This is a genomic window from Pseudomonas sp. p106, assembly GCF_003936645.1.
GTDB classification, from domain to species: Bacteria; Pseudomonadota; Gammaproteobacteria; order Pseudomonadales; family Pseudomonadaceae; genus Aquipseudomonas; species Aquipseudomonas putida_E.
On the sequence record NZ_RHQR01000010.1, the window covers coordinates 159227 to 181579 of the forward strand.

General features: G+C 62.0%; 17 protein-coding genes. 8 read left to right on the forward strand and 9 right to left on the reverse strand.

Annotated elements, in window-relative coordinates; translation table 11 throughout:
- Positions 1-17: 17 nt before the first annotated feature.
- Entirely contained in the window at positions 18-887 is an 870-nt protein-coding gene (locus tag EGJ09_RS14725) for an oxaloacetate decarboxylase (protein ID WP_046784922.1), read from the reverse strand.
- A gap of 383 nt (positions 888-1270) precedes the next feature.
- Between EGJ09_RS14725 and EGJ09_RS14730 the strand changes: the two genes are divergently transcribed.
- Positions 1271-2722, forward strand: coding sequence for an MDR family MFS transporter (locus EGJ09_RS14730; protein WP_125924257.1), 1452 nt, complete (start codon positions 1271-1273; stop codon positions 2720-2722).
- Between the two features lie 71 nt (positions 2723-2793).
- Here the strand turns inward: EGJ09_RS14730 and ttgR are convergent, their stop codons facing one another.
- The gene (gene ttgR / locus EGJ09_RS14735; protein ID WP_046784920.1) at positions 2794-3426 is read right to left on the reverse strand and encodes an efflux transport transcriptional regulator TtgR; all 633 of its coding nucleotides are present in this window, start codon (positions 3424-3426) and stop codon (positions 2794-2796) included.
- A gap of 255 nt (positions 3427-3681) precedes the next feature.
- Between ttgR and ttgA the strand changes: the two genes are divergently transcribed.
- The 5 genes from ttgA (at position 3682) to EGJ09_RS14760 (ending at position 11621) form a co-directional block, all read left to right on the forward strand.
- Positions 3682-4836 carry a toluene efflux RND transporter periplasmic adaptor subunit TtgA gene (gene ttgA, locus EGJ09_RS14740; RefSeq protein ID WP_046784919.1) on the forward strand — a complete coding sequence of 385 codons (1155 nt, stop codon included), beginning with the start codon at positions 3682-3684 and terminating at the stop codon, positions 4834-4836.
- A gap of 3 nt (positions 4837-4839) precedes the next feature.
- Complete coding sequence (gene ttgB, locus EGJ09_RS14745; protein ID WP_046784918.1) at positions 4840-7992, forward strand: multidrug efflux RND transporter permease subunit TtgB; 3153 nt, start codon at positions 4840-4842, stop codon at positions 7990-7992.
- Positions 7989-9443 carry an AdeC/AdeK/OprM family multidrug efflux complex outer membrane factor gene (locus EGJ09_RS14750; RefSeq protein ID WP_046784917.1) on the forward strand — a complete coding sequence of 485 codons (1455 nt, stop codon included), beginning with the start codon at positions 7989-7991 and terminating at the stop codon, positions 9441-9443. The genes ttgB and EGJ09_RS14750 overlap by 4 nt, the downstream gene beginning before the upstream one ends.
- 256 nt (positions 9444-9699) lie before the next feature.
- Positions 9700-10953, forward strand: a complete 1254-nt coding sequence (locus tag EGJ09_RS14755) for an OprD family porin (RefSeq protein WP_125924258.1) — start codon at positions 9700-9702, stop codon at positions 10951-10953.
- A 155-nt stretch (positions 10954-11108) separates the two neighbouring features.
- Positions 11109-11621: a DUF962 domain-containing protein gene (locus tag EGJ09_RS14760; RefSeq protein ID WP_046784915.1), complete on the forward strand. Its 513-nt coding sequence runs from the start codon at positions 11109-11111 to the stop codon at positions 11619-11621.
- Positions 11622-11745: 124 nt separating this feature from the next.
- On the opposite strand, the gene pcaC is transcribed toward EGJ09_RS14760, so the two are convergent.
- The 7 genes from pcaC to pcaR all read right to left on the reverse strand — a co-directional run bounded on the left by pcaC (position 11746) and on the right by pcaR (position 19768).
- Positions 11746-12144 carry a 4-carboxymuconolactone decarboxylase gene (pcaC, locus tag EGJ09_RS14765; RefSeq protein WP_012312942.1) on the reverse strand — a complete coding sequence of 133 codons (399 nt, stop codon included), beginning with the start codon at positions 12142-12144 and terminating at the stop codon, positions 11746-11748.
- Between the two features lie 10 nt (positions 12145-12154).
- Complete coding sequence (gene pcaD / locus EGJ09_RS14770; RefSeq protein ID WP_125924259.1) at positions 12155-12946, reverse strand: 3-oxoadipate enol-lactonase; 792 nt, start codon at positions 12944-12946, stop codon at positions 12155-12157.
- A gap of 11 nt (positions 12947-12957) precedes the next feature.
- A complete protein-coding gene (locus EGJ09_RS14775; RefSeq protein WP_125924260.1) occupies positions 12958-14310 on the reverse strand; it encodes a 3-carboxy-cis,cis-muconate cycloisomerase in 1353 nt (450 codons plus the stop codon).
- A gap of 9 nt (positions 14311-14319) precedes the next feature.
- Positions 14320-15609 carry an MFS family transporter gene (locus EGJ09_RS14780; protein ID WP_012312939.1) on the reverse strand — a complete coding sequence of 430 codons (1290 nt, stop codon included), beginning with the start codon at positions 15607-15609 and terminating at the stop codon, positions 14320-14322.
- Positions 15610-15797: 188 nt separating this feature from the next.
- Complete coding sequence (gene pcaF / locus EGJ09_RS14785; RefSeq protein ID WP_177433159.1) at positions 15798-17003, reverse strand: 3-oxoadipyl-CoA thiolase; 1206 nt, start codon at positions 17001-17003, stop codon at positions 15798-15800.
- 220 nt (positions 17004-17223) lie between these two features.
- Complete coding sequence (locus EGJ09_RS14790) at positions 17224-18567, reverse strand: MFS transporter (RefSeq protein ID WP_039602158.1); 1344 nt, start codon at positions 18565-18567, stop codon at positions 17224-17226.
- Between the two features lie 325 nt (positions 18568-18892).
- The gene (gene pcaR, locus EGJ09_RS14795; protein ID WP_046784908.1) at positions 18893-19768 is read right to left on the reverse strand and encodes a pca regulon transcriptional regulator PcaR; all 876 of its coding nucleotides are present in this window, start codon (positions 19766-19768) and stop codon (positions 18893-18895) included.
- Between the two features lie 467 nt (positions 19769-20235).
- On the opposite strand from pcaR, the gene EGJ09_RS14800 reads away from it, so the two are divergent.
- Both EGJ09_RS14800 and EGJ09_RS14805 read left to right on the forward strand, forming a co-directional pair.
- Entirely contained in the window at positions 20236-20436 is a 201-nt protein-coding gene (locus EGJ09_RS14800) for a hypothetical protein (RefSeq protein WP_012312935.1), read from the forward strand.
- 317 nt (positions 20437-20753) lie between these two features.
- Complete coding sequence (locus tag EGJ09_RS14805) at positions 20754-22226, forward strand: inorganic phosphate transporter (RefSeq protein WP_046784907.1); 1473 nt, start codon at positions 20754-20756, stop codon at positions 22224-22226.
- The last annotated feature ends 127 nt before the right edge of the window (positions 22227-22353 follow it).

A 22353-nucleotide genomic window follows, 5' to 3' on the forward strand; every position in this document is an offset into this window, starting at 1 on the left:
GAACGGCGCAATGCCGGTCACTCGTCGACGCTCATGTATTCCTTGGCCCAGCGGATGTAGTCCTCAGGCTGGGTGTAGGTGTGCGACAGCTCGGTGGCCGTGAGGTTTTCCGACTTGTTCTGCTGGCCGCGCTGCAGGCGCAGGCAGTCATAAGTGGCCTTGATCGCGGCAAAGTAGGCGGCGTGGCCATCGACCACGATCCGTACGCCAAGGCGTGCCAGGCGCTCATCGTCGCGCAGGTTCGGGTTGGCATAGGTCACCAGCATCAGCGGCACGCTGAGGTGCTCGGCGATCTGCTCCAGTTGCTCGAAGTCTTTGACACCCACCATGCAGATAGCATCGGCACCGGCCTTCTGGTAGCTCTGGGTGCGCACGATGATTTCTTCGGTGCTGAGCACGCCGGCGTTAGTGCGGGCGATGATCGAGAGCGACGAGTCGACCCGGGCCTCCAGCGCCGCACGGATCTTGCCAACGCCCTCTTCGACCGGGATCAGGTCGGTGGACTTGCGCCCGAACTGGGCCGGCAGCAGCGTGTCTTCGATAGTGAGCGCAGCCACACCGGCGCGTTCCAGTTCGATGACCGTGCGCATGACGTTCAGCGCATTGCCATAACCGTGGTCGGCATCGGCGAGCACCGGCAGCTGGGCCACACGGCCGATGCGGGTAGCCTGCTCGACGAACTCACTCAGTGTGATAAGGGCGAAGTCTGGTGCGGCCAGCACCTGCAGCGAGGCGACCGACCCGCCGAGAATGCCGACTTCGAAGCCCAGGTCAGCGGCAATACGCGCCGACATCGGGTCGAACACGGAGGCCGTGTGATAGCAGGAACCTGAAGCGAGCAGCTCGCGGAAGGCAAAACGCAGATCTTGATGGGAAGCCTTGGGCATGATCACTCCGCTTATACGTGAAATTGAACGGTTGCTACCGACCCCTGAATCGGGTCTACCTGACCTGTTCCAACCGTCGCCATCGGGGCGCTCATGCTCGACATGCAGGCAGAGGAATAAAAGGTGTGGGATACAGCGGCACTGGAATCCTGCGACATCATGCTGCACCAAGCTGGTGCGACCCGCGGATTCAAGGCTCTGCGGTCCATGCACGATATCACGCAGCCATGCAGCACTGGATGAATGCGCCAATGCCGATCTTGCATGGGCGATGCTGATAGTACATAGGTAGCTACCTAAGTCAGGTTACAATCGCGGTATTGGTGCCGGCCCGCTCGTGGGCCAGCAAAGCCACTGCTGTCTTTCAAACAAGGTGCCCCTCCGTGACCGCCGCACTGCCCCCGACCGCCCTGCGCAGCGTCCTCACCGCGTTGATGCTGGCCATCTTCCTTGGCGCCCTCGACCAGACCATCGTCGCCGTTTCACTGCCTGCCATCTCCGCCCGGTTCAATGACGTCGGGCTGCTGGCCTGGGTGATATCGGGCTACATGGTGGCGATGACCGTGGCAGTGCCGATCTACGGCAAGCTGGGGGACCTGTATGGGCGCCGCCGCATGATCCTTACCGGCATCAGCCTGTTCACCCTGGCCTCCATCGCCTGCGCCCTGGCCCAGGACATGCAGCAGCTGGTGCTGGCGCGGGTGCTGCAGGGTATCGGTGCGGGCGGCATGGTTTCGGTGAGCCAGGCGATCATTGGCGACTTCGTACCACCCCGAGAGCGTGGCCGCTACCAGGGCTATTTCAGCAGCATGTATGCCGCAGCCAGCGTGGCTGGGCCGGTACTGGGTGGCTGGCTGACCGAATACCTGTCGTGGCGCTGGGTGTTCTGGATCAACCTGCCCTTGGGCCTGGCCGCCCTGTGGGCCATCCAACGCGCCCTGGAGGGCATGCCCGTGCAACGCCGCCAGGCCCAGGTGGACTATGTGGGGGCGGTGTTGTTGATCCTTGGCCTGGGCAGCCTGCTGCTGGGCATTACCCTGGTCGGCCAGGGCCACGCCTGGACTGCGCCTGCCGTGATGGCCCTGTTCGCCTGTGCCGGGCTTGGCACAGCCTTGTTCATCGGGCATGAACGTCGTTGCCAGGAACCGTTGCTGCCACTGGGGCTGTTCGGCAACCGGGTGGCCGTGCTGTGCTGGGCGGTGATTTTCTTCGCCAGTTTCCAATCGATCTCTCTGACCATGCTGATGCCCCTGCGCTACCAGGGCATCACCGGGGCCGGGGCCGACAGCGCCGCGCTGCACCTGCTGCCCTTGGCCATCGGCCTGCCCATCGGTGCATTCACCGGCGGGCGCATGACCAGCTTCACTGGCCGCTACAAGCCGCAGATCCTCGCCGGTGCGTTGCTGATGCCGGTGGCGATCTTCGCCATGGCCATCACCCCACCGCAGTCGGGCGTACTCAGTGCGCTTTTCATGTTGTTCACAGGCATCGCCTGTGGGCTGCAGTTCCCGACATCGCTGGTAGGCACCCAGAGCGCTGTGGATAGCAAGGACATCGGCGTGGCCACCAGCACGACCAATCTGTTCCGCTCACTTGGCGGCGCCATGGGCGTGGCCTGCATGTCCAGCGTACTGCTGGCACTGCTGCATCAGGGGGGGTTCGAATTGGCGGGTAATCCGTTGCTGGGGAGCCTGCAGGCTGGGGAAGCGGATCCTGCAACCCAGGCACGATTGCTGGAAACCTTCAGGCACCTGTTGCTGGGCAGCGCCACGGTGGCGCTGCTGGGGCTGGTGGCGGCAGTGGCATTGCCGGACCGGCAGTTGCGTGGGCGCTAGGGGAGCACCTTAGGTTTTAATCATCCCTTAATGCTCAGGGAAAACACTCCCTCACAATCCTTAACAAAGTGTCAATTGCGCAAGGCAGGGCTCCAGCGCAGCATATCCAGCCCGGTGTCCACCCATTTTTCGGCATCGCGCAGCAGATCGACGCTGTCTGGCAGTAGCAACCAGCGCCCGATCAGGCCATCGACATAGGCAAACAGGGCCACGGCTGCCCGTTCTACATCCAGCCCGGCCGGCAACTGTTCACGGCGCACGGCATTGGCCAACGCCAGGGTAATGCCCTCATGGCAATCCAGCACCGCACTTTGGCGCTGCTGGCGAATTTCACACATGTCATCGGTGAACTCGCACTTGTGATGCAAGATCTCATTGATACGCCGGGTCCGGGCATCGAGCACCAGCCCGTTGAACACTTGCAGCAGCAGCTTGCGCATGCAGCCGAGTGGGTCCAGTTCGTCCTCGCTTTCACTGGCACGCGCCAAGTGGTCATGGGTTTCGTGCAGGCTGTCGAGCAGCGCCTGCACCAACTCCGCCTTATTGTTGAAATGCCAGTAGATAGCACCGCGGGTCACGCCCGCCAGTTCGGCGATGTCAGCCAGGGTGGTTCGCGCAACCCCACGCTTGTAGAAAGCCTTTTCCGCCGCCTCGATGATCTGGGTTCGGGTTTCCTGGGCTTCTTCTTTGGTTCGACGGACCATGGCAGTACAACCTCATCTGGGCCCGCAGGCACGTTGCTTGCGGGGAATCCGCCGGGGTCACCTCTGAAGGGTGCCTCCGGATGGGCTAATCAAGGGGCCGGATAGTAGCCAAGTACTACCCAACGGTATTTACAAACAACCATGAATGTAAGTATATTCGTTAGTAAGCTATTTATCCACCTGATAGCATTTTTTCTGACAAGACTCTTCCATTACTCTTGAGCGTCTCCCTGCTCTAGCGACCCGAGGATCCTCATGCAATTCAAGCCAGCCGTTACCGCTCTGGTTTCCGCCGTCGCCCTGGCAACTCTGCTAAGTGGCTGTAACAAAGAAGAAGCCGCGCCCGCAGCACAGGCTCCTCTGGTCGGCGTCGTGACAATCCAGCCCCAGGCCTTCACCTTGACCACCGAGCTGCCGGGGCGCACCAGCGCCTATCGCATTGCCGAAGTGCGCCCTCAGGTCAATGGCATCATTCTCAAGCGCCTGTTCAAGGAAGGCAGCGACGTCAAGGCCGGTCAGCAGCTGTACCAGATCGACCCTGCCGTATACGAGGCCACCCTGGCCAACGCCCAGGCCAACCTCCAGGCTACCCGCTCGCTGGCCGAGCGCTACAAGCAGCTGATAGACGAACAGGCGGTGTCCAAGCAGGAATACGACGACGCCAATGCCAAACGATTGCAGGCCGAAGCAGCGCTCAAAAGTGCCCAGATCGATCTGCGCTATACCAAGGTACTGGCGCCGATCAGCGGTCGTATCGGTCGCTCGTCGTTCACTGAAGGTGCGCTGGTGAGCAATGGCCAGACCAATGCCATGGCCACCATCCAGCAACTCGACCCGATCTACGTCGATGTCACCCAGTCCACCGCCGAGCTGCTCAAGCTGCGCCGTGACCTGGAAAGCGGGCAGCTGCAGAAGTCCGGCGACAACGCCGCGTCCGTCCAGCTGGTGCTGGAAGACGGCAGCCTGTTCAAGCAGGAAGGTCGCCTGGAGTTCTCCGAAGTGGCGGTCGACGAGACCACAGGTTCGGTGACCTTGCGCGCCATCTTCCCCAACCCTGATCACACCCTGCTGCCCGGCATGTTCGTGCACGCGCGGCTCAAGGCCGGGGTCAACAGCAATGCCATCCTGGCCCCGCAGCAAGGCGTGACCCGTGACCTGAAGGGTGCACCGACCGCGCTGGTAGTCAACCAGGAGAACAAGGTCGAACTGCGCCAGCTCAAGGCCAGCCGCACCCTGGGCAGCGACTGGCTGATCGAAGAAGGCCTGAACCCGGGCGACCGCCTGATCACCGAGGGCCTGCAGTACGTGCGCCCGGGTGTCGAGGTCAAGGTCAGCGATGCCACCAACGTCAAGAAACCGGGCAGCCCTGATCAGGCCAGCGCGGCCAAAGCAGACGCCAAAGCGGAGTAAACCATGTCGAAGTTCTTTATCGATCGCCCGATCTTCGCCTGGGTGATCGCCTTGGTGATCATGCTGGTCGGCGCTTTGTCGATCCTGAAGCTGCCGATCAACCAGTACCCAAGCATCGCGCCGCCGGCCATCGCCATCTCCGTGACCTACCCGGGCGCCTCGGCGCAAACCGTGCAGGACACCGTGGTGCAGGTGATCGAGCAGCAGCTCAACGGTATCGACAACCTGCGTTATGTGTCCTCGGAGAGCAACTCCGACGGCAGCATGACCATCACCGCCACCTTCGAGCAGGGCACCAACCCTGATACCGCGCAGGTTCAGGTACAGAACAAGCTGAACCTGGCCACCCCACTGCTGCCGCAGGAAGTACAGCAGCAAGGTATCCGCGTCACCAAGGCAGTGAAGAACTTCCTGATGGTGATCGGCCTGGTGTCCGAAGACGGCAGCATGACCAAGGATGACCTTGCCAACTACATCGTTTCCAACATGCAGGACTCGATTTCGCGCACGGCAGGTGTCGGTGACTTCCAGGTGTTCGGTGCACAGTACGCCATGCGTATCTGGCTCGATCCGGCCAAGCTGAACAAGTTCCAGCTGACTCCGGTCGACGTCAAGACCGCGGTCGCCGCGCAGAACGTGCAGGTGTCGTCCGGCCAGCTCGGCGGCCTGCCTGCCATACCCGGCACCCAGCTGAACGCCACCATCATCGGCAAGACTCGCCTGCAGACCGCCGAGCAGTTCGAAAATATCCTGCTCAAGGTCAACAGCGATGGCTCGCAGGTTCGCTTGCGCGATGTTGCCCAGGTCGGCCTGGGCGGCGAAAACTACGCCATCAGCGCCCAGTTCAACGGCAAGCCGGCCTCGGGCCTTGCGGTCAAGCTGGCGACCGGCGCCAACGCCCTGGATACCGCCACGGCCCTGCGCAAGACCATCAGCGACCTGGAGCCGTTCTTCCCGCCAGGGGTCAAGGCGGTGTTCCCGTATGACACCACGCCGGTGGTCACCGAATCGATCAGCGGGGTCATACACACCCTGATCGAAGCCGTGGTCCTGGTATTCCTGGTGATGTACCTGTTCCTGCAGAACTTCCGCGCCACCATCATTACCACCATGACCGTACCGGTGGTATTGCTGGGCACCTTCGGCATCCTTGCCGCCGCGGGCTTCAGCATCAACACCCTGACCATGTTCGCCATGGTCCTGGCCATCGGCTTGCTGGTGGACGACGCCATCGTCGTGGTGGAGAACGTCGAACGGGTCATGTCCGAGGAAGGCTTGCCGCCCAAAGAGGCGACCAAGCGGTCGATGGAGCAGATCCAGGGCGCGCTGGTGGGTATCGCCCTGGTGCTGTCGGCAGTGCTGCTGCCGATGGCCTTCTTCGGCGGTTCCACGGGTGTGATCTACCGGCAATTCTCCATCACCATCGTCTCGGCCATGGGCCTGTCGGTGCTGGTGGCACTGATCTTCACCCCGGCGCTGTGCGCCACCATGCTCAAGCCGCTTAAAAAGGGCGAGCACCATGTGGCCAAAGGTGGCTTCTTCGGCTGGTTCAACCGCAACTTCGACCGCAGCGTGAACGGCTACGAGCGCAGCGTGGGTACCATCCTGCGCAACAAGGTGCCGTTCCTGCTGGGCTACGCCTTGATCGTCGTCGGCATGATCTGGCTGTTCGCCCGCATCCCTACCGCGTTCCTGCCCGAGGAAGACCAGGGCGTACTGTTCGCCCAGGTGCAGACACCGGCCGGTTCCAGTGCCGAGCGCACCCAGGTGGTGATTGACCAGATGCGTGAGTACCTGCTCGAGGACGAAGCCGATACCGTGTCGTCGGTGTTCACCGTCAACGGCTTCAACTTCGCCGGTCGCGGGCAAAGCTCGGGCATGGCGTTCATCATGCTCAAGCCGTGGGACGAACGCTCCAAGGAGAACAGCGTGTTCGGCCTGGCCGAGCGTGCCCAGCAGCACTTCTTCAGCTTCCGTGATGCGATGGTGTTCGCCTTTGCTCCGCCTGCGGTACTGGAGTTGGGTAACGCCACCGGCTTCGACGTATTCCTGCAGGATCGTGGTGGCGTCGGCCATGCGAAACTCATGGAAGCGCGCAACCAGTTCCTGGCCAAGGCTGCCCAGAGCAAGGTGCTCAGCGCCGTGCGTCCGAACGGCCTGAACGATGAGCCGCAGTACCAGCTGACCATTGATGACGAACGTGCCAGCGCCCTGGGCGTGACCATCTCCGACATCAACAACACCCTGTCGATTGCCTTGGGTGCCAGCTACGTCAACGACTTCATCGACCGCGGCCGGGTCAAGAAGGTGTACATCCAGGGCGAACCGAACGCCCGGATGAGCCCGGAAGACCTGCAGAAGTGGTACGTGCGCAACGGTGCAGGCGAGATGGTGCCGTTCTCCTCCTTCGCCACAGGTGAATGGACCTACGGTTCGCCCAAGCTGTCGCGCTACAACGGTGTCGAGGCAATGGAGATTCTCGGTGCACCGGCCCCAGGCTACAGTACCGGTGAAGCCATGGCCGAGGTGGAGCGGATCGCTGGCGAACTGCCGGACGGCATCGGCTACTCCTGGACCGGCATGTCCTACGAGGAAAAGCTCTCCGGCTCGCAGATGCCGGCACTGTTCGCCCTCTCGGTCCTGTTCGTGTTCCTGTGCCTGGCAGCACTGTATGAAAGCTGGTCGATCCCGATCGCCGTCGTGCTGGTCGTTCCACTGGGCATCATCGGTGCGCTGATCGCCACCAGCCTGCGCGGCCTGTCCAATGACGTGTACTTCCTGGTAGGCCTGTTGACCACCATCGGCCTGGCGGCGAAGAACGCGATCCTGATCGTGGAATTCGCCAAGGAACTGCACGAACAAGGCAAGAGCCTGTATGACGCAGCGATCGAGGCATGCCGCATGCGTCTGCGCCCGATCATCATGACCTCGCTGGCATTCATCCTCGGCGTGGTACCGTTGACCATTTCCAGCGGCGCTGGCGCGGGCAGCCAGCATGCCATCGGTACCGGGGTAATCGGCGGCATGATCAGTGCGACCGTGCTGGCCATCTTCTGGGTACCGCTGTTCTTCGTCGCAGTGTCGTCGCTGTTCGGCAGCAAAAAGCCGGAACAGGACGCCACCCCTGAAACTCCACGTTATGAGGCTGGGCAATGACCAAGTCTTTGTTGTCCCTGGCGGTAACCGCTTTCATTCTCGGCGGCTGCTCGCTGATCCCTGATTACCAGACGCCGGAAGCACCGGTGGCAGCGCAGTGGCCGCAAGGCCCTGCGTACTCGCCGACCGAGTCGGCCGACGTGGCCGCCGCCGAACAGGGCTGGCGCCAGTTCTTCCACGACCCGGCACTGCAGCAGCTGATCCAGACTTCGCTGGTGAACAACCGTGACCTGCGCGTGGCGGCACTGAACCTCGACGCCTACCGCGCGCAGTACCGCATCCAGCGCGCCGACCTGTTCCCGGCGGTTTCAGCCACCGGCAGCGGCAGCCGCCAGCGCGTCCCGGCGGACCTGTCGACAACCGGTGAGGCCAACATCACCAGCCAGTACTCGGCCACGCTGGGCGTCAGCGCCTACGAGCTGGACCTGTTCGGCCGCGTACGCAGCCTGACCGAGCAGGCCCTGGAAACCTACCTGTCCAGTGAGCAGGCGCGTCGCTCCACGCAGATCGCCCTGGTGGCCAGCGTGGCCAACGCCTACTACACCTGGCAGGCCGACCAGGCACTGTTCAAGCTGACCGAAGAGACGCTCAAGACCTACGAGGAAAGCTACAACCTGACCCGCCGCAGCAACGAAGTCGGTGTGGCTTCGGCGCTCGACCTCAGCCAGGCGCGCACCGCCGTGGAAGGGGCACGGGTCAAGTATTCGCAGTATCAGCGCCTTGTCGCCCAGGACCTCAACAGCCTGGCCGTGCTGGTGGGTACCGGCATCCCGGCCAACCTGCCCAAGCCGCTGGAGCTCGATGCCGACCAGCTGGCGGAAGTGCCGGCTGGCCTGCCGTCGGACATCCTCCAGCGCCGCCCGGACATCCAGGAAGCCGAACACCTGCTCAAGGCCGCCAACGCCAACATTGGCGCAGCGCGAGCAGCGTTCTTCCCGAGCATCAGCCTGACCGCCAACGCCGGCACCCTGAGCCCGGACATGGACGGGCTGTTCAAAGGTGGTTCGGGGACCTGGCTGTTCCAGCCGCAGATCAACCTGCCGATCTTCAATGCCGGCAGTCTGAAGGCGAGCCTGGACTACTCGAAGATCCAGAAGGACATCAACGTCGCCAAGTATGAAAAGACCATCCAGACCGCCTTCCAGGAAGTCTCCGATGGCCTGGCGGCACGCAAGACCTTCGAAGAGCAGTTGCAGGCGCAACGTGACCTGGTGCAGGCGAACCAGGATTACTACCGCCTGGCCGAACGCCGTTACCGCATCGGTATCGACAGCAACCTGACCTTCCTCGACGCCCAGCGCAACCTGTTCAGTGCACAGCAGTCGCTGATCACCGATCGCCTGTCGCAGCTGACCAGCGAGGTCAACCTGTACAAAGCGCTCGGCGGTGGCTGGTACGAGCAGACCGGGCAGGCCAATCAGCAGGCATCGGCGGCAACACCGAAGAGCTGACTGTTCAGGTAAACACAAAAACCCACCCCTCGCGGTGGGTTTTTTGTTGCGCACAACGCTGCCTGACAAATAATTAACCAACTGGAACATTCCGTTCGATTATCGCCCGCTTCCGCTTGCGACGAATTGCCTCACTGCTGCCCTCCCCGCACCATCCTCTCCAGCAACACGTTGCCAATTTGACAAAAAGACCCGCCCTGCAAGCTGCACTCTGCAGCGCACCGGTTCGCCAATAAAAACAAGAGATCCACGACAGATGAGCATTTCGCACCCCGCACGCCAGCTGCTGCCCGGCCTGTTGGCCATGTCCTGTGCCCTCCCCGCATTGGCCGCCGAAGGCGGTTTCATGGAGGACGCCAAGGCCACCCTCAACCTGCGCAACTTCTACATCAACCGCAACTTCGTCGACCCGGCTCACTCCCAAGCCAAGGGAGAGGAATGGACGCAAAGCTTCATCCTCGATGCCCGCTCCGGCTTCACCCAGGGCGTCGTAGGTTTCGGCGTGGATGTACTGGGCATGTATTCGGTCAAGCTCGACGGCGGTAAGGGCACCACCAATACCAACCTGCTACCGGTCCACGATGACGGCCGGCCCGCCGACGACTTCGGCCGCCTGGGCGTCGCACTGAAAGCCAAGCTGTCGCAGACCGAACTGAAAGTAGGCGAATGGATGCCCGTGCTGCCGATTCTGCGCTCGGATGACGGCCGCTCGCTGCCGCAGACCTTCCGCGGCGGCCAGCTCACCTCGAAAGAAATCGAGGGCCTGACCCTGTACGCGGGCCAGTTCCGCGCCAACAGCCCGCGCAACGACGCCAGCATGGAAGACATGTCGCTCAATGGGCGGGCGGCGTTCACCTCCGATCGTTTCAACTTCGGCGGTGGCGAATATACCTTCAACGACAAGCGCACGATGATCGGCCTGTGGGATGCCCAGCTCAAGGACATCTACCGTCAGCAATACATCAACCTGGTGCATAGCCAGCCGCTGGGCGAATGGACCCTGGGCGCCAACCTCGGCTATTTCATCGGCAAAGAAGACGGGGCCGAACGCGCAGGCCAGCTCGACAACCGCACGGCCTCGGCCATGCTCTCGGCACGCTACAAGGGCAACACCTTCTACGTCGGCCTGCAGAAAGTCAGTGGCGACGATGCCTGGTTGCGGGTCAACGGCACCAGCGGTGGCACCCTGGCCAACGACAGCTACAACTCCAGCTTCGACAATGCCAAGGAACGTTCCTGGCAGGTGCGCCATGACTTCAACTTCGTCACTGTCGGTATCCCCGGCCTGACCCTGATGAACCGCTACATCAAGGGCGACAATGTCACCTCTGGCAGCATCGACGACGGCAAGGAATGGGCGCGGGAAACCGAACTGGCCTACGTGGTGCAGTCGGGGTCATTCAAGGACCTTTCGCTGAAATGGCGCAACTCCACCATGCGCAGGGACTTCAGCACCAACGCGTTCGATGAGAACCGCTTGATCGTGAGTTATCCGTTGAACCTGTTGTGATCTCACCGGCCATCAGCCATGCGCACTGCCACCATTCGCTAAGCTGATGATGGTGGTGCGCCACAGGCTATCCTGAGCAGTATGAGTGGCCTGTGCCCGCCAACAGTGCGGCACAGGCTACACCATGCAAACAGGCCACCCAGGGAGGAACAACAATGAAAAACCTCGTTGAACACCTGAGCCAATACGCCAGCTACCACCGCGACCCACGCAATATCGCTACCCACTTCGTCGGCATTCCGCTGATCGTGCTGGCCGTGACCATCCTGCTGTCGCGCCCGGGCTGGGACGTCGCCGGGATCTGGCTGTCCCCTGCCCTTGTGGCAGCGGCAGCGTCGGTGTGGTTCTACCTGCGCCTGGACCTGCGTTTCGGGCTGGTGATGGGCTTGCTGCTGGGGCTGTGCCTGTGGGTTGGCCAGGCACTGGCGCTGCAAAGCACCGCGCTGTGGCTCAGTGCTGGGGCAGGGGCATTTGTGGTGGGCTGGATCATCCAGTTCGTCGGGCATTACTACGAAGGCCGCAAGCCAGCGTTCGTCGACGATATCAGCGGGCTGATCATCGGGCCGCTGTTCGTGGTGGCGGAGGCGGCGTTCATGCTGGGAATGTGCCCGGCGCTCAAGCATGCAGTTGAGGCCAATGCCGGGCCGGTGGCGCTGCGCTCTGCGTAGGAGCGGCCTTGTGTCGCGAAAGGGCTGCGAAGCGGCCCCAGGATGGTTGCAGCGTCGCTGAAATTGATGGGGCCGCTTTGCGGCCCTTTCGCGACACAAGGCCGCTCCTACAGGTGCGTGAGCTTCACGACTGTTGACGAGACTCTACACCCAACTCATCCCACACCGATTCTGCCAGGTGGAAGGTGGCATTGGCTGCTGGAATACCACAGTAGATAGCGCTCTGCATCAGCACTTCCTTGATCTCTTCACGGGTCACGCCGTTGTTGGCCGCCGCGCGCAGGTGCAGCTTGAGTTCATCGTTGCGGTTCATGCCGATCAGCATGGCGATGGTGATCAGGCTACGCGTGTGCCGTGGCAGGCCTGGGCGGGTCCAGATATCACCCCAGGCATGGCGAGTGATCATTTCCTGGAACTCGCCATTGAAGTCGTTGAGTTTCTCCAGGCTGCGATCCACGTGGGCATCGCCGAGTACTGCGCGGCGTACTTGCATGCCGGCGTCGTAACGTTGTTTCTCATCCATGGCAGATTCCTCAGCGAGCCAGCAGGAAGTCAAGCACGCGAAGGCTGAACGCCTCGCCGATCTCGACATTGGAAAGGTGCGCTGCCGGGAATTCGGCATAGGTGGCACCGATGATCGCGGCCTGCATGAAGCGGCCATGTTCCGGCGTGGTCACCACGTCCTCGGTACCGGCAACGACCAACGTAGGCACCTGGATACGGCCGAGTTGCTCACGGTAATCGGCGTCGCGTACTGCCGCGCAGTTGGCGGCGTAGCCCTGTGGAGAGGTCTGCGCGAGCATCTGGCAGATGCGCTGCGCCTGCTCAGGTTGGGCCTGGGCAAACGCGGGGGTGAACCAGCGAGCGATCGAGGCGTCGCGCAGGTCGGCCATGGCCTGCTGGCCGCCTTTGAGCACCATGTCGATGCGGGTATTCCACACTTCGTCATTGGCGATCTTGGCCGCGGTATTGCACAGGGTCAGGCTGTGCAGACGCTCGCCCGCATTGATACCCAGCCACTGGCCGATCAGGCCACCCATGGACAAGCCGACGAAGTGGGCATGCCGGATATCCAGTGCATCGAGCAGCGCCAGCACATCGCCGCCCAGTTGCCCGATGCTGTATGGGCCATCGGTGACCAGCGAAGCGCCGTGACCGCGAGTGTCGTAACGCAGTACACGCAAGTGCTCGCTCCACAGCGGAATCTGACTGTCCCACATGCCCAGGTCAGTCCCCAGGGAGTTGGACAGCACCAGCACCGGGGCATCGTCCGGGCCATCGAGTCGATAGTTCAGTACGCCATCGGCCAGTTGCAAATGCGCCACAGCGGTCTCCTTCAGGCAGTGAAACGTTGATGTTCAGCCACGGCGCGCGCCACCCAGACGCGGGCCTGGCCAAGGTAATGGGCAGGGTCGAGCAGACGGTCTAGCTCTTGTTCAGTCAGTTCGGCGGTCACCTGCGGCTCGTCGCCCAGCACAGCGCGCAAATGGCGCTGTTCGGCCACGGCGCGCTGGCAGCATTGTTCGAGCAAGTGATGGGCGCGGTCGCGGCCAAGGCGTTGGGCCAGGACGATGCTCACCGCCTCGGCCAGCACCAGGCCCTGGGTCAGGTCGAGGTTACGGCGCATGCGCTCGGCGTCCACCTCCATGCCTTCGACGATCACCTGGGCCTGACGCAAGGCGCCTGAAACCAGGCAGCAGATCTCCGGCAGTGTTTCCCACTCGGCATGCCACAGGCCGAGGCTGCGCTCGTGCTCCTGGGGCATGGCTGCGTAAAGCGTCGATAGCAGCCCCGGCACCCGGGTGGCGGCACCGATCAGCACTGCAGCGCCCACCGGGTTGCGCTTGTGCGGCATGGTCGACGACCCACCCTTGCCAGGCGCGGAAGGCTCGAACACCTCGCCCGCCTCGGTCTGCATCAGCAGGCTGACATCGCGGCCCAGCTTGCCCAGGCTACCGGCAATAAGGCCCAGCACCGAGGCGAATTCCACCAGGCGGTCGCGCTGGGTGTGCCAGGGTTGCTCGGGCAAGGTCAGTTGCAACTGAGCGGCCAGGCCCTCGGCGACCGGCAGCGCTTTGCTGCCCAAGGCCGCCAGGCTGCCGGAAGCGCCACCAAACTGCAGCACCAGCAAGCGCGGACGCAGCTCCTGCAGCCGTTGGCGGTGGCGCGTAACGGCGCCCAGTATGCCGGCAAGCTTCATGCCCAGAGTCACCGGGGTGGCGTGCTGCAGCCAGGTACGCCCCACCAGCGGTGTGTCGGCGTGCAGCAGGGCCTGGCGCGACAAGGTTTCGGCCAGCGTGGCGAGGTCAGCCTCGATCAGCGCCAGTGCATCACGCAACTGCAGCACCAGCCCGGTATCCATCGCGTCCTGGCTGGTGGCGCCCAAGTGCACATAGCGTTCGGCCTCGGGAACACCACTGGCGATCACCTTGCCCAGCGCCTTGACCAGCGGGATTGCCGAGTTGCCTGCCGTGGCAATGGCATCGGCGAGCGCGCGAACGTCAAAGCGCTCGGCCTGGCAGGCCGCCTCGATGGCCGCTACCGCGCTGTGCGGCACCAGGCCGGCAGCAGCCTCGGCACGGGCCAGGGCAGCTTCGAAATCGAGCATGCCCTGCAGACGGCCGCGGTCAGAAAAGATCTCGCGCATGGCCGGGGCGGTGAAATAGGCGTCGAACAGTAGGTTGCTCATGCAACGTCCTTAATCATCATGGTGCAGGTACGCCGCCTGTTTCGGCAGACGCAGGCTGAACAGGAACGCGATTGCCATCATCGCCGTCACGTACCAGTAAAAGGTGTTCTCCATACCCAGGCTTTTCAAGCCCAGGGCCACATACTCGGCCGAGCCGCCGAACATTGCGTTGGCTACCGCGTAAGCCAGGCCTACCCCAAGCGCACGCACCTGCGGCGGGAACATCTCAGCCTTCACCAGGCCACTGATCGAGGTGTAGAAACTGACGATGCACAGTGCCAGGGTCACCAGTACGAAGGCCATGAACGGGCTGCTGACGGTCTTCAACGCCATCAGCAACGGCACGGTGAACAGCGTCCCCAAGGCACCGAACAGCAGCATCGAGTTACGTCGGCCGATACGGTCGGAGAGCATGCCGAAGAACGGCTGCATCACCATGTACAGGAACAAGGCGCCGGTCATCACGAAGCTGGCGTTCTTCGCGGTCATGCCCGCAGTGTTGACCAGGTACTTCTGCATGTACGTAGTGAAGGTGTAGAAGATCAGCGAGCCACCGGCGGTATAGCCGAGCACGGTGATGAAGGCTGCCGTGTGGTTGCGGAACAGGCCTTTGATGGAACCTGCGTCCTTGTCCTTGCGGGTTTCGGCGCTGCTGGTCTCGTGCAGCGAGCGGCGCAGCATCAGCGAGATCAGTGCAGCGATGGAGCCGACCACGAACGGAATGCGCCAGCCCCAGGCGCGCAGTTCGTCTTCGGTCAGCAGTTGTTGAAGGATCACCACCACCAGCACGGCAAGCAGTTGGCCACCGATCAGCGTGACGTACTGGAAGGAAGCAAAGAAACCACGCTGGCCACGCAGCGCCACCTCACTCATGTAGGTCGCAGTGGTGCCGTACTCGCCGCCTACCGACAGGCCCTGAATCAAGCGGGCCAGCAACAGCAATGCCGGGGCCCAGGTGCCAATGCTCGAGTAGGTGGGTAAACAGGCAATCATCAAGGAGCCGAAACACATCATCAGCACCGAGATCATCAGGGAATTCTTGCGGCCATGGCGGTCCGCCAGGCGACCGAAGATCCAGCCACCGATTGGCCGCATCAGGAAGCCAGCGGCAAACACGCCCGCGGTATTGAGCAACTGAACAGTGGGGTCGTCAGAGGGGAAGAAGGCCGGCGCAAAATAGATTGCACAGAAGGCGTAGACATAGAAGTCGAACCATTCCACCAGGTTGCCTGAAGAGGCACCGACGATGGCGAAGATGCGCTTACTGCGCTCTTCACCGGTGTAGTAGGTTGAGGTCATGACGGCTTTACTCCTGGAGTGTGCTAAGTAGGTCTAGACACACTTAGTAACACACTCGTTCCGCTTCCGGGCTGGCTATTGGCCTTGTGTCGCATAAGTCCGGCCTTTTCGCGGGCCAAGCCCGCGCCCACAAGAGAGGCGTGGTCCCCTGTGAGAACGGGCTTGTCCCGCGAAAAGGCCGGAACAGGTCAAACCCGCTCGATGGCCAACGCCAGACCTTGGCCAACACCGACACACATGGTCGCCAAGCCCTTGCGCCCGCCGCTCTTCTCCAGTTGGTGCAGTGCAGTCAGCACCAGGCGCGCACCACTCATGCCCAGCGGGTGGCCCAGGGCAATCGCACCGCCGTTGGGGTTCACCTGCGGCGCATCATCGGCCACGCCCAGCTCACGCAGCACCGCCAGGCCTTGGCTGGCAAACGCTTCGTTGAGCTCGATCACATCGAAATCGCTCATGGCTACACCCAGGCGCTCGGTCAGCTTGCGCACCGCCGGTACTGGGCCAATGCCCATCACTCGTGGCGCTACACCGCCGCTGGCCATGCCCAGAACACGGGCACGCGGGGTCAGGCCGTGCTTCTTCACCGCTTCAGCCGAGGCCAGGATCAGTGCCGCAGCACCGTCGTTCACGCCCGAGGCATTGCCAGCGGTGACCGTCTTATCCGGGCCGTTGACCGGTTTGAGCTTGGCCAGTGCCTCAAGGGTGGTTTCCGGGCGCAGATGCTCATCGCGCTCGACGATGGTTTCGCCCTTCTTGTGGGCGATACGCACAGGCACGATTTCTTCGGCGAAGAAGCCGGCAGCCTGGGCTGCGGCGGCCTTCTGCTGGCTGCGCAGGGCGAAGGCATCCTGGTCGGCACGCGAAACCTGGTAATCGTCTGCGACGTTATCAGCGGTTTCAGGCATGGAGTCCACACCGTACTGGCTCTTCATCAGCGGGTTGATGAAGCGCCAGCCGATGGTCGTGTCTTCAAGCTTCATGTTGCGCGAGTAAGCGCTTTCGGCTTTGCCCATGACAAACGGCGCGCGCGACATGGACTCGACGCCGCCGGCAATGGCCAGCTCCATCTCGCCGCTGGCGATGGCACGGAATGCAGTACCGATGGCGTCCATACCCGAGGCGCACAGCCGGTTCAGGGTAACGCCCGGAATACTCTCGGGCAGGCCCGCCAGCAGCAGGGCCATGCGTGCCACGTTGCGGTTATCTTCACCGGCCTGGTTGGCACAGCCAAAAAACACTTCGTCGACCTGATCCCACTGCACACCCGGGTTGCGCTCGATCAGCGCCTTGAGCGGTACAGCGGCCAGATCATCGGCACGCACGCCGGCCAGGGCGCCGCCGAAGCGGCCGATGGGGGTGCGAATGGCGTCACAGATAAATACGTCGCGCATCAAGCTTCTCCTGCCAGTGGGCCATGGGCCTCGGCGGTGCGGGTTTCAAAGTCACGCAGCGCACCCAGGTCGACCTCGGTTCAGGGTGCTACGTTGGGCTCAGATTAAGGAGAGTGGCGGGTCGCTGACAATCCGATAATCGACTATCCGTGCGTTTATCGAACATATTGTCACCCAGCCATCCCTCTCCCAAGGGGCCGCAACGCGGCCCGTCAGCGCAGGTTCAGGTCGCGTCGGCGTGGCTAACCAGGCCTTTGACGATCACGCCTACCGTGGCCAGCGCAGCTGGCACCAGCAATGCCGTCAGCACCTGCTCGAAGTTCCAGCCCAGGCCAAGCAGGGTCGCACCACTCCAGGCGCCGAGGATCGCGCCAAAGCGGCCGATGCCGAGCATCCAGGAAACACCGGTGGCACGCGCTTGGGTCGGATAGAACCGCGCCGCCAGCGAAGGCATGGCCGATTGCGCGCCGTTCACACACATCCCGGCTACCAGCACCAGAGTGGCAAGCACGGTAATGTTGCCCAGGCTCTGCCCTACCGCATAAGCGAACACGCCAGCCAGCAAGTAGAAGATACCGATGACCTTGTGCGGGTTGTAACGGTCCATGGCCCAGCCTACTGCCACGGCACTGAGTACGCCACCGAACTGGAACAGCGCACCGATGAACGCGGCCTGCTCCATGCTTGCGCCGCTGTCACGCATCAGCGTCGGCAGCCAGCTGGTCAGCAGGTAGACGATGACCAGGCCCATGAAGTAGGTCAGCCACAGCAGCATCGTACCCAGGCCATAGGTGCCGGAGAAGATCACTGCGAACACGTTACGCGCGGCCACAGCCTTCTGTTCCGGCACACTGAAGCTGGCTGCCTGCGCTACGACGGCCGGTGCAATCGGCGCCAGGGTCTTGCGCACCTTGTCGGTACCGCGGTTGCGTACAACCAGAAAGCGTGCCGACTCAGGCAGCCAGACCATCAGCACCACAACCAGCAGCAGCGGCAGCACACCGCCCACTACCAACAGGCTATGCCAGCCGTAGGCCGGGATCATCTTCGCGGAAATGAACCCACCACCGGCCATGCCCAGGTTGAAACCGCAGAACATGCTGGTCACCAACAGTGACTTGAGGCGCTCTGGGGTGTATTCGGAAAGCAGTGTGGTGGCATTGGGCATACCGGCACCCAGCCCGAGGCCGGTCAGAAAGCGCAGCATCAGCAACTGGTCGACGTTGCTGGCGTAGGCCGAGGCCAGGCTGAAACCACCGAACACCAATACCGCACCTACCAGCACGACCTTGCGGCCAAAGCGGTCGGCCAGCGGCCCTGACCCCAAGGCACCGAACACCATCCCGATCAATGCGGCGCTCATCACCGGGCCAAGGCTGGCGCGGTCGATACCCCATTCCTGGGACAATGCCGGAGCGATAAAGCCCATGGCCGCAGTATCCAGACCGTCGAGGAAGACAATCAGGAAGCAAAGGATCACCACGCGCCACTGGTAGCGCGACAGCGGTTGTTCATTGATGAAGGATTGAACGTCGAGGCAGTTCCCGACAGATTGTGGCTTGTTCATTGTTGTTATCCAGAAATTGGGCACAGTCGAGCCACTGCACAAGGGCAACCGGTACAGGGTTCAAAGTCGATGAAATGCGGCCTGATTCAGCCTGGATACAACGGTACTGCGTGCGGGTGCGGCCGCAGCAGCGAAGTGACAGTGGTCATGATGTGCGCCTCTTGTGTTTTTCTTGTTCGGTCGGCACAGCCGACCGCTGCGAGAGACATTAATCAGCCAATGGAGGGCGCGCAATTCGTCCAGAGCGACACTGTGCGTTTATCGAACAGGAAACGGTTGGCATGTTCGATAACAGTGCACAACGGCAAGACGGGCTGTACGTGTTTCAGCCAAACAACTGATGACAAAGATCGCGACTGGATGCCAGCAGGATCGGCAAGAAGCGCTGCTCCAGCTCGCTTCGGCTTACACGCCCCACATGGGTACTGACATTCAACGCCGCAAGCACCTGCCCGGACGCATCATAAATCGGCACAGCAATCGAGCGCAGCCCCTGCTCCAGTTCCTGGTCGACCACGCACCAGCCCTGCTCACGCACCTGCTGAATGCAAGCGAACAGCGACTCCGGATCATGCAAGGTACGGCTGGTGCGGGCCTTGAGGTCGGCGCGGTCAAGGTACTCGCGCAAGCTGGTGTCGTCCATCGCTGCCAACAGAATGCGCCCCATCGACGTGCAGTAGGCCGGCAGCCGCCCACCGACTGACAGATCGACCGATATCAACCGCTCCACAGTGGCTGAACGGGCTATATAAAGAATGTCGTCGCCTTCGAGGGTGGCCATGTTGGCAGCCTCGTGCAACTGATCGCTGATGCGGTCCAGATAGGGCTGGGCCGACATCGCCAGCGGCGTCGACGAAAGGTAGGCATGACCCAGGGTCAGCACCTTGGGCAGCAGCGAATAGGTACGCCCATCGGTCGTGGCATAGCCGAGCTTGATCAGCGTATGCAAACAACGACGCACCGCCGCTCGCGGGATCTCGGTGCGGTGGCTGATCTGAGCGATGGTCAGGTGGCGCTTGCGCTCCTGGAATGCCTGGATCACGGCAAGCCCCCGCGCCAGCGAAGTCATGAAATCCGGGTCACCGGTAAATGCCTGAATACGCTTGGCTGGCGAGGCCACGATTGGCGGCGCCAAGGCAGGGGCGCTCGGGCGTACCGACTCTGGGCTGGCAGTTTCGTTGGCCGGGATTTCGTCACTCATCGCTCACCTCAAAAAAATCGCTGCTTCGTGCGATTATCGAACAAACGGCCGATAATCGCAATTGACCGCTGACACGTTTGCTTATACCTTTCTTCTGCCACTTGTGGCTTCTTTGGAGAGACTGGTCAGGTACCCACCGTAGAAGTCCCCAGGCAACGGCCTCGCCTTTGTGCGAGGCCGTTTTTATTTCCCAGCCTGGTATCTGAACAGCAGCGAACTTTCCAAGCGCCGGCCGTTCAAACTTTGCACAAGCAGCCATTACCCGCAACTTGAACGACGGTTGTAAGGGCTGGGTAAATAACACTGTCTGGCGTTTTATCGATTGCTATAATCCAGTCGGCTGGCCCGGATCCGCATTCGGGCAAGGCACTTACGGCCTGACCCTTATCCGACGACCAGCACGCCCTGTGCATGGGCAACGTGCACGTGCACGCACTAACGGCCACTTTTTACATTCAGGTACTACTGTGACGAAAGATGAACTGCGCGCGGAACTGGAGCGCCAGGCTGAACGTTACAAGGAAGTTTACGGTGGTGAAGTCACCACTTACGCCGCTCAACCGGAACCGGAGCGCAAACCTTGGCGCAAACGGGCCACGGTCCAGGATCAGGCCTTCAACCAGGAACTGGAAAAGATGGAGAAAGAGTTGCGCAACGAAGACACCTGAGCCGTTTGCCGCGGGCAATTGCATTGGCGGTCGAGGGCGGCGCTCGCGGGACCGATCGTTACCGACAGGCCGAGTATGAAATGGAATTACACAAATTTCATACAGTCGTTTTAATCATGAATGGCCATTCCCGTTTACAGGAATACGGCGAAATTCGGCGTTTTTTGTGATTTTTAGCGAAACCTTCTACGCATTACTCCGTGGAAGACAACGTTTGGAAGTCGATCAAAAGACTGCCATCGGTCAGCTGCGGGTGCATCGATTGCCAAGGTTTTCTGGCATAATCCCGCCCCCCAAATGACCGCCAGACAACCTTCATGATCGATTTATTCAGCGGACTGGATGCCTGGGTATTGGTGAGCCTGCTGCTCGCCCTGACCTTCGTGCTCGCATTCGAGTTCATCAATGGCTTTCATGACACCGCCAACGCGGTAGCCACCGTCATCTATACCAAAGCCATGCCACCACACCTGGCCGTGTTCTTCTCCGGGGTGTTCAACTTCCTTGGCGTTCTGCTGGGCGGTGTCGGGGTGGCTTACGCCATCGTTCACCTGCTGCCGGTCGAGCTGCTGATCAATGTGAACACCGGGCATGGCCTGGCCATGGTCTTCTCGTTGCTGGCTGCGGCCATCACCTGGAACCTGGGTACCTGGTATTTCGGCATCCCGGCCTCGAGCTCGCACACCTTGATCGGTTCGATCCTTGGCGTGGGCCTGGCCAATGCCCTGATCAGCGACATTCCCTTGGGTGACGGCGTCAACTGGCAGAAGGCGATCGACATCGCCATGTCCCTGGTCATTTCGCCCATGGCCGGCTTCGCTGTGGCTGCGCTGTTGCTGCTCGGCCTGAAATGGTGGCGCCCGCTGTCGAAGATGCACAAGACGCCAGAGCAGCGCCGCAAGCTCGACGACAAGAAGCACCCACCCTTCTGGAACCGCCTGGTGCTGGTGATTTCGGCAATGGGCGTGAGCTTCGTACACGGCTCCAACGATGGCCAGAAAGGCATCGGCCTGATCATGCTGGTACTGATCGGCATTGTTCCGGCCAAGTTCGTGCTCGACCTGAACAGCACCACCTACCAGATCGAGCGCACCCGCGACGCGACGATGCACCTGAGCCAGTTCTACCAGCGCAACGCCGCCACCCTGGGCGAGTTCCTGGCACTGGGCAAGGCGCAAGCCAGCGACCTGCCGGAGCAGTTCAGTTGCAACCCGCAGCAGACCGAACCCACCATCGCCGCACTGCAATCCTCGCTGCAGGGCGTGACCGATTACCGTGCCCTGGAAGCCGACAAGCGCGTGGAAGTGCGCCGCTATCTGCTGTGCCTGGATGACACGGCGAAGAAGGTCGGCAAGCTGCCGGGGCTGGATGCGCGTGAAAAGGCCGACCTCGACAAATTGCGCAAGGACCTCACCGCCACCACCGAATATGCCCCGTTCTGGGTAATCGTTGCCGTCGCCCTGGCTCTGGGCCTGGGCACCATGGTCGGCTGGAAACGCGTGGTACTGACCGTAGGCGAGAAGATCGGCAAACAGGGCATGACCTATGCCCAGGGCATGTCGGCCCAGATCACCGCAGCATGCGCCATTGGCATGGCCAACGTGTTCGCCCTGCCGGTTTCGACTACCCACGTGTTGTCGTCCGGCGTGGCCGGCACCATGGTTGCCAACAAGAGCGGCCTGCAAGGCGGCACAGTGAAAACCATCCTGCTGGCCTGGGTATTGACCCTGCCGGCGACGATGGGCCTGGCGGCTGGCCTGTTCTGGCTGGCGTCCAAGGTGATGGGCTGAACCATAGCGGCGCAGTGAAAAGGGCCGCTTTGCGGCCCATCGCCGGCAAGCCGGCTTGTATGGTAGGACTCGAAGGGGTGGGTGGGACCTAAAGCCGGCTTCTGACTGTTCACAGCAGTACAGACCG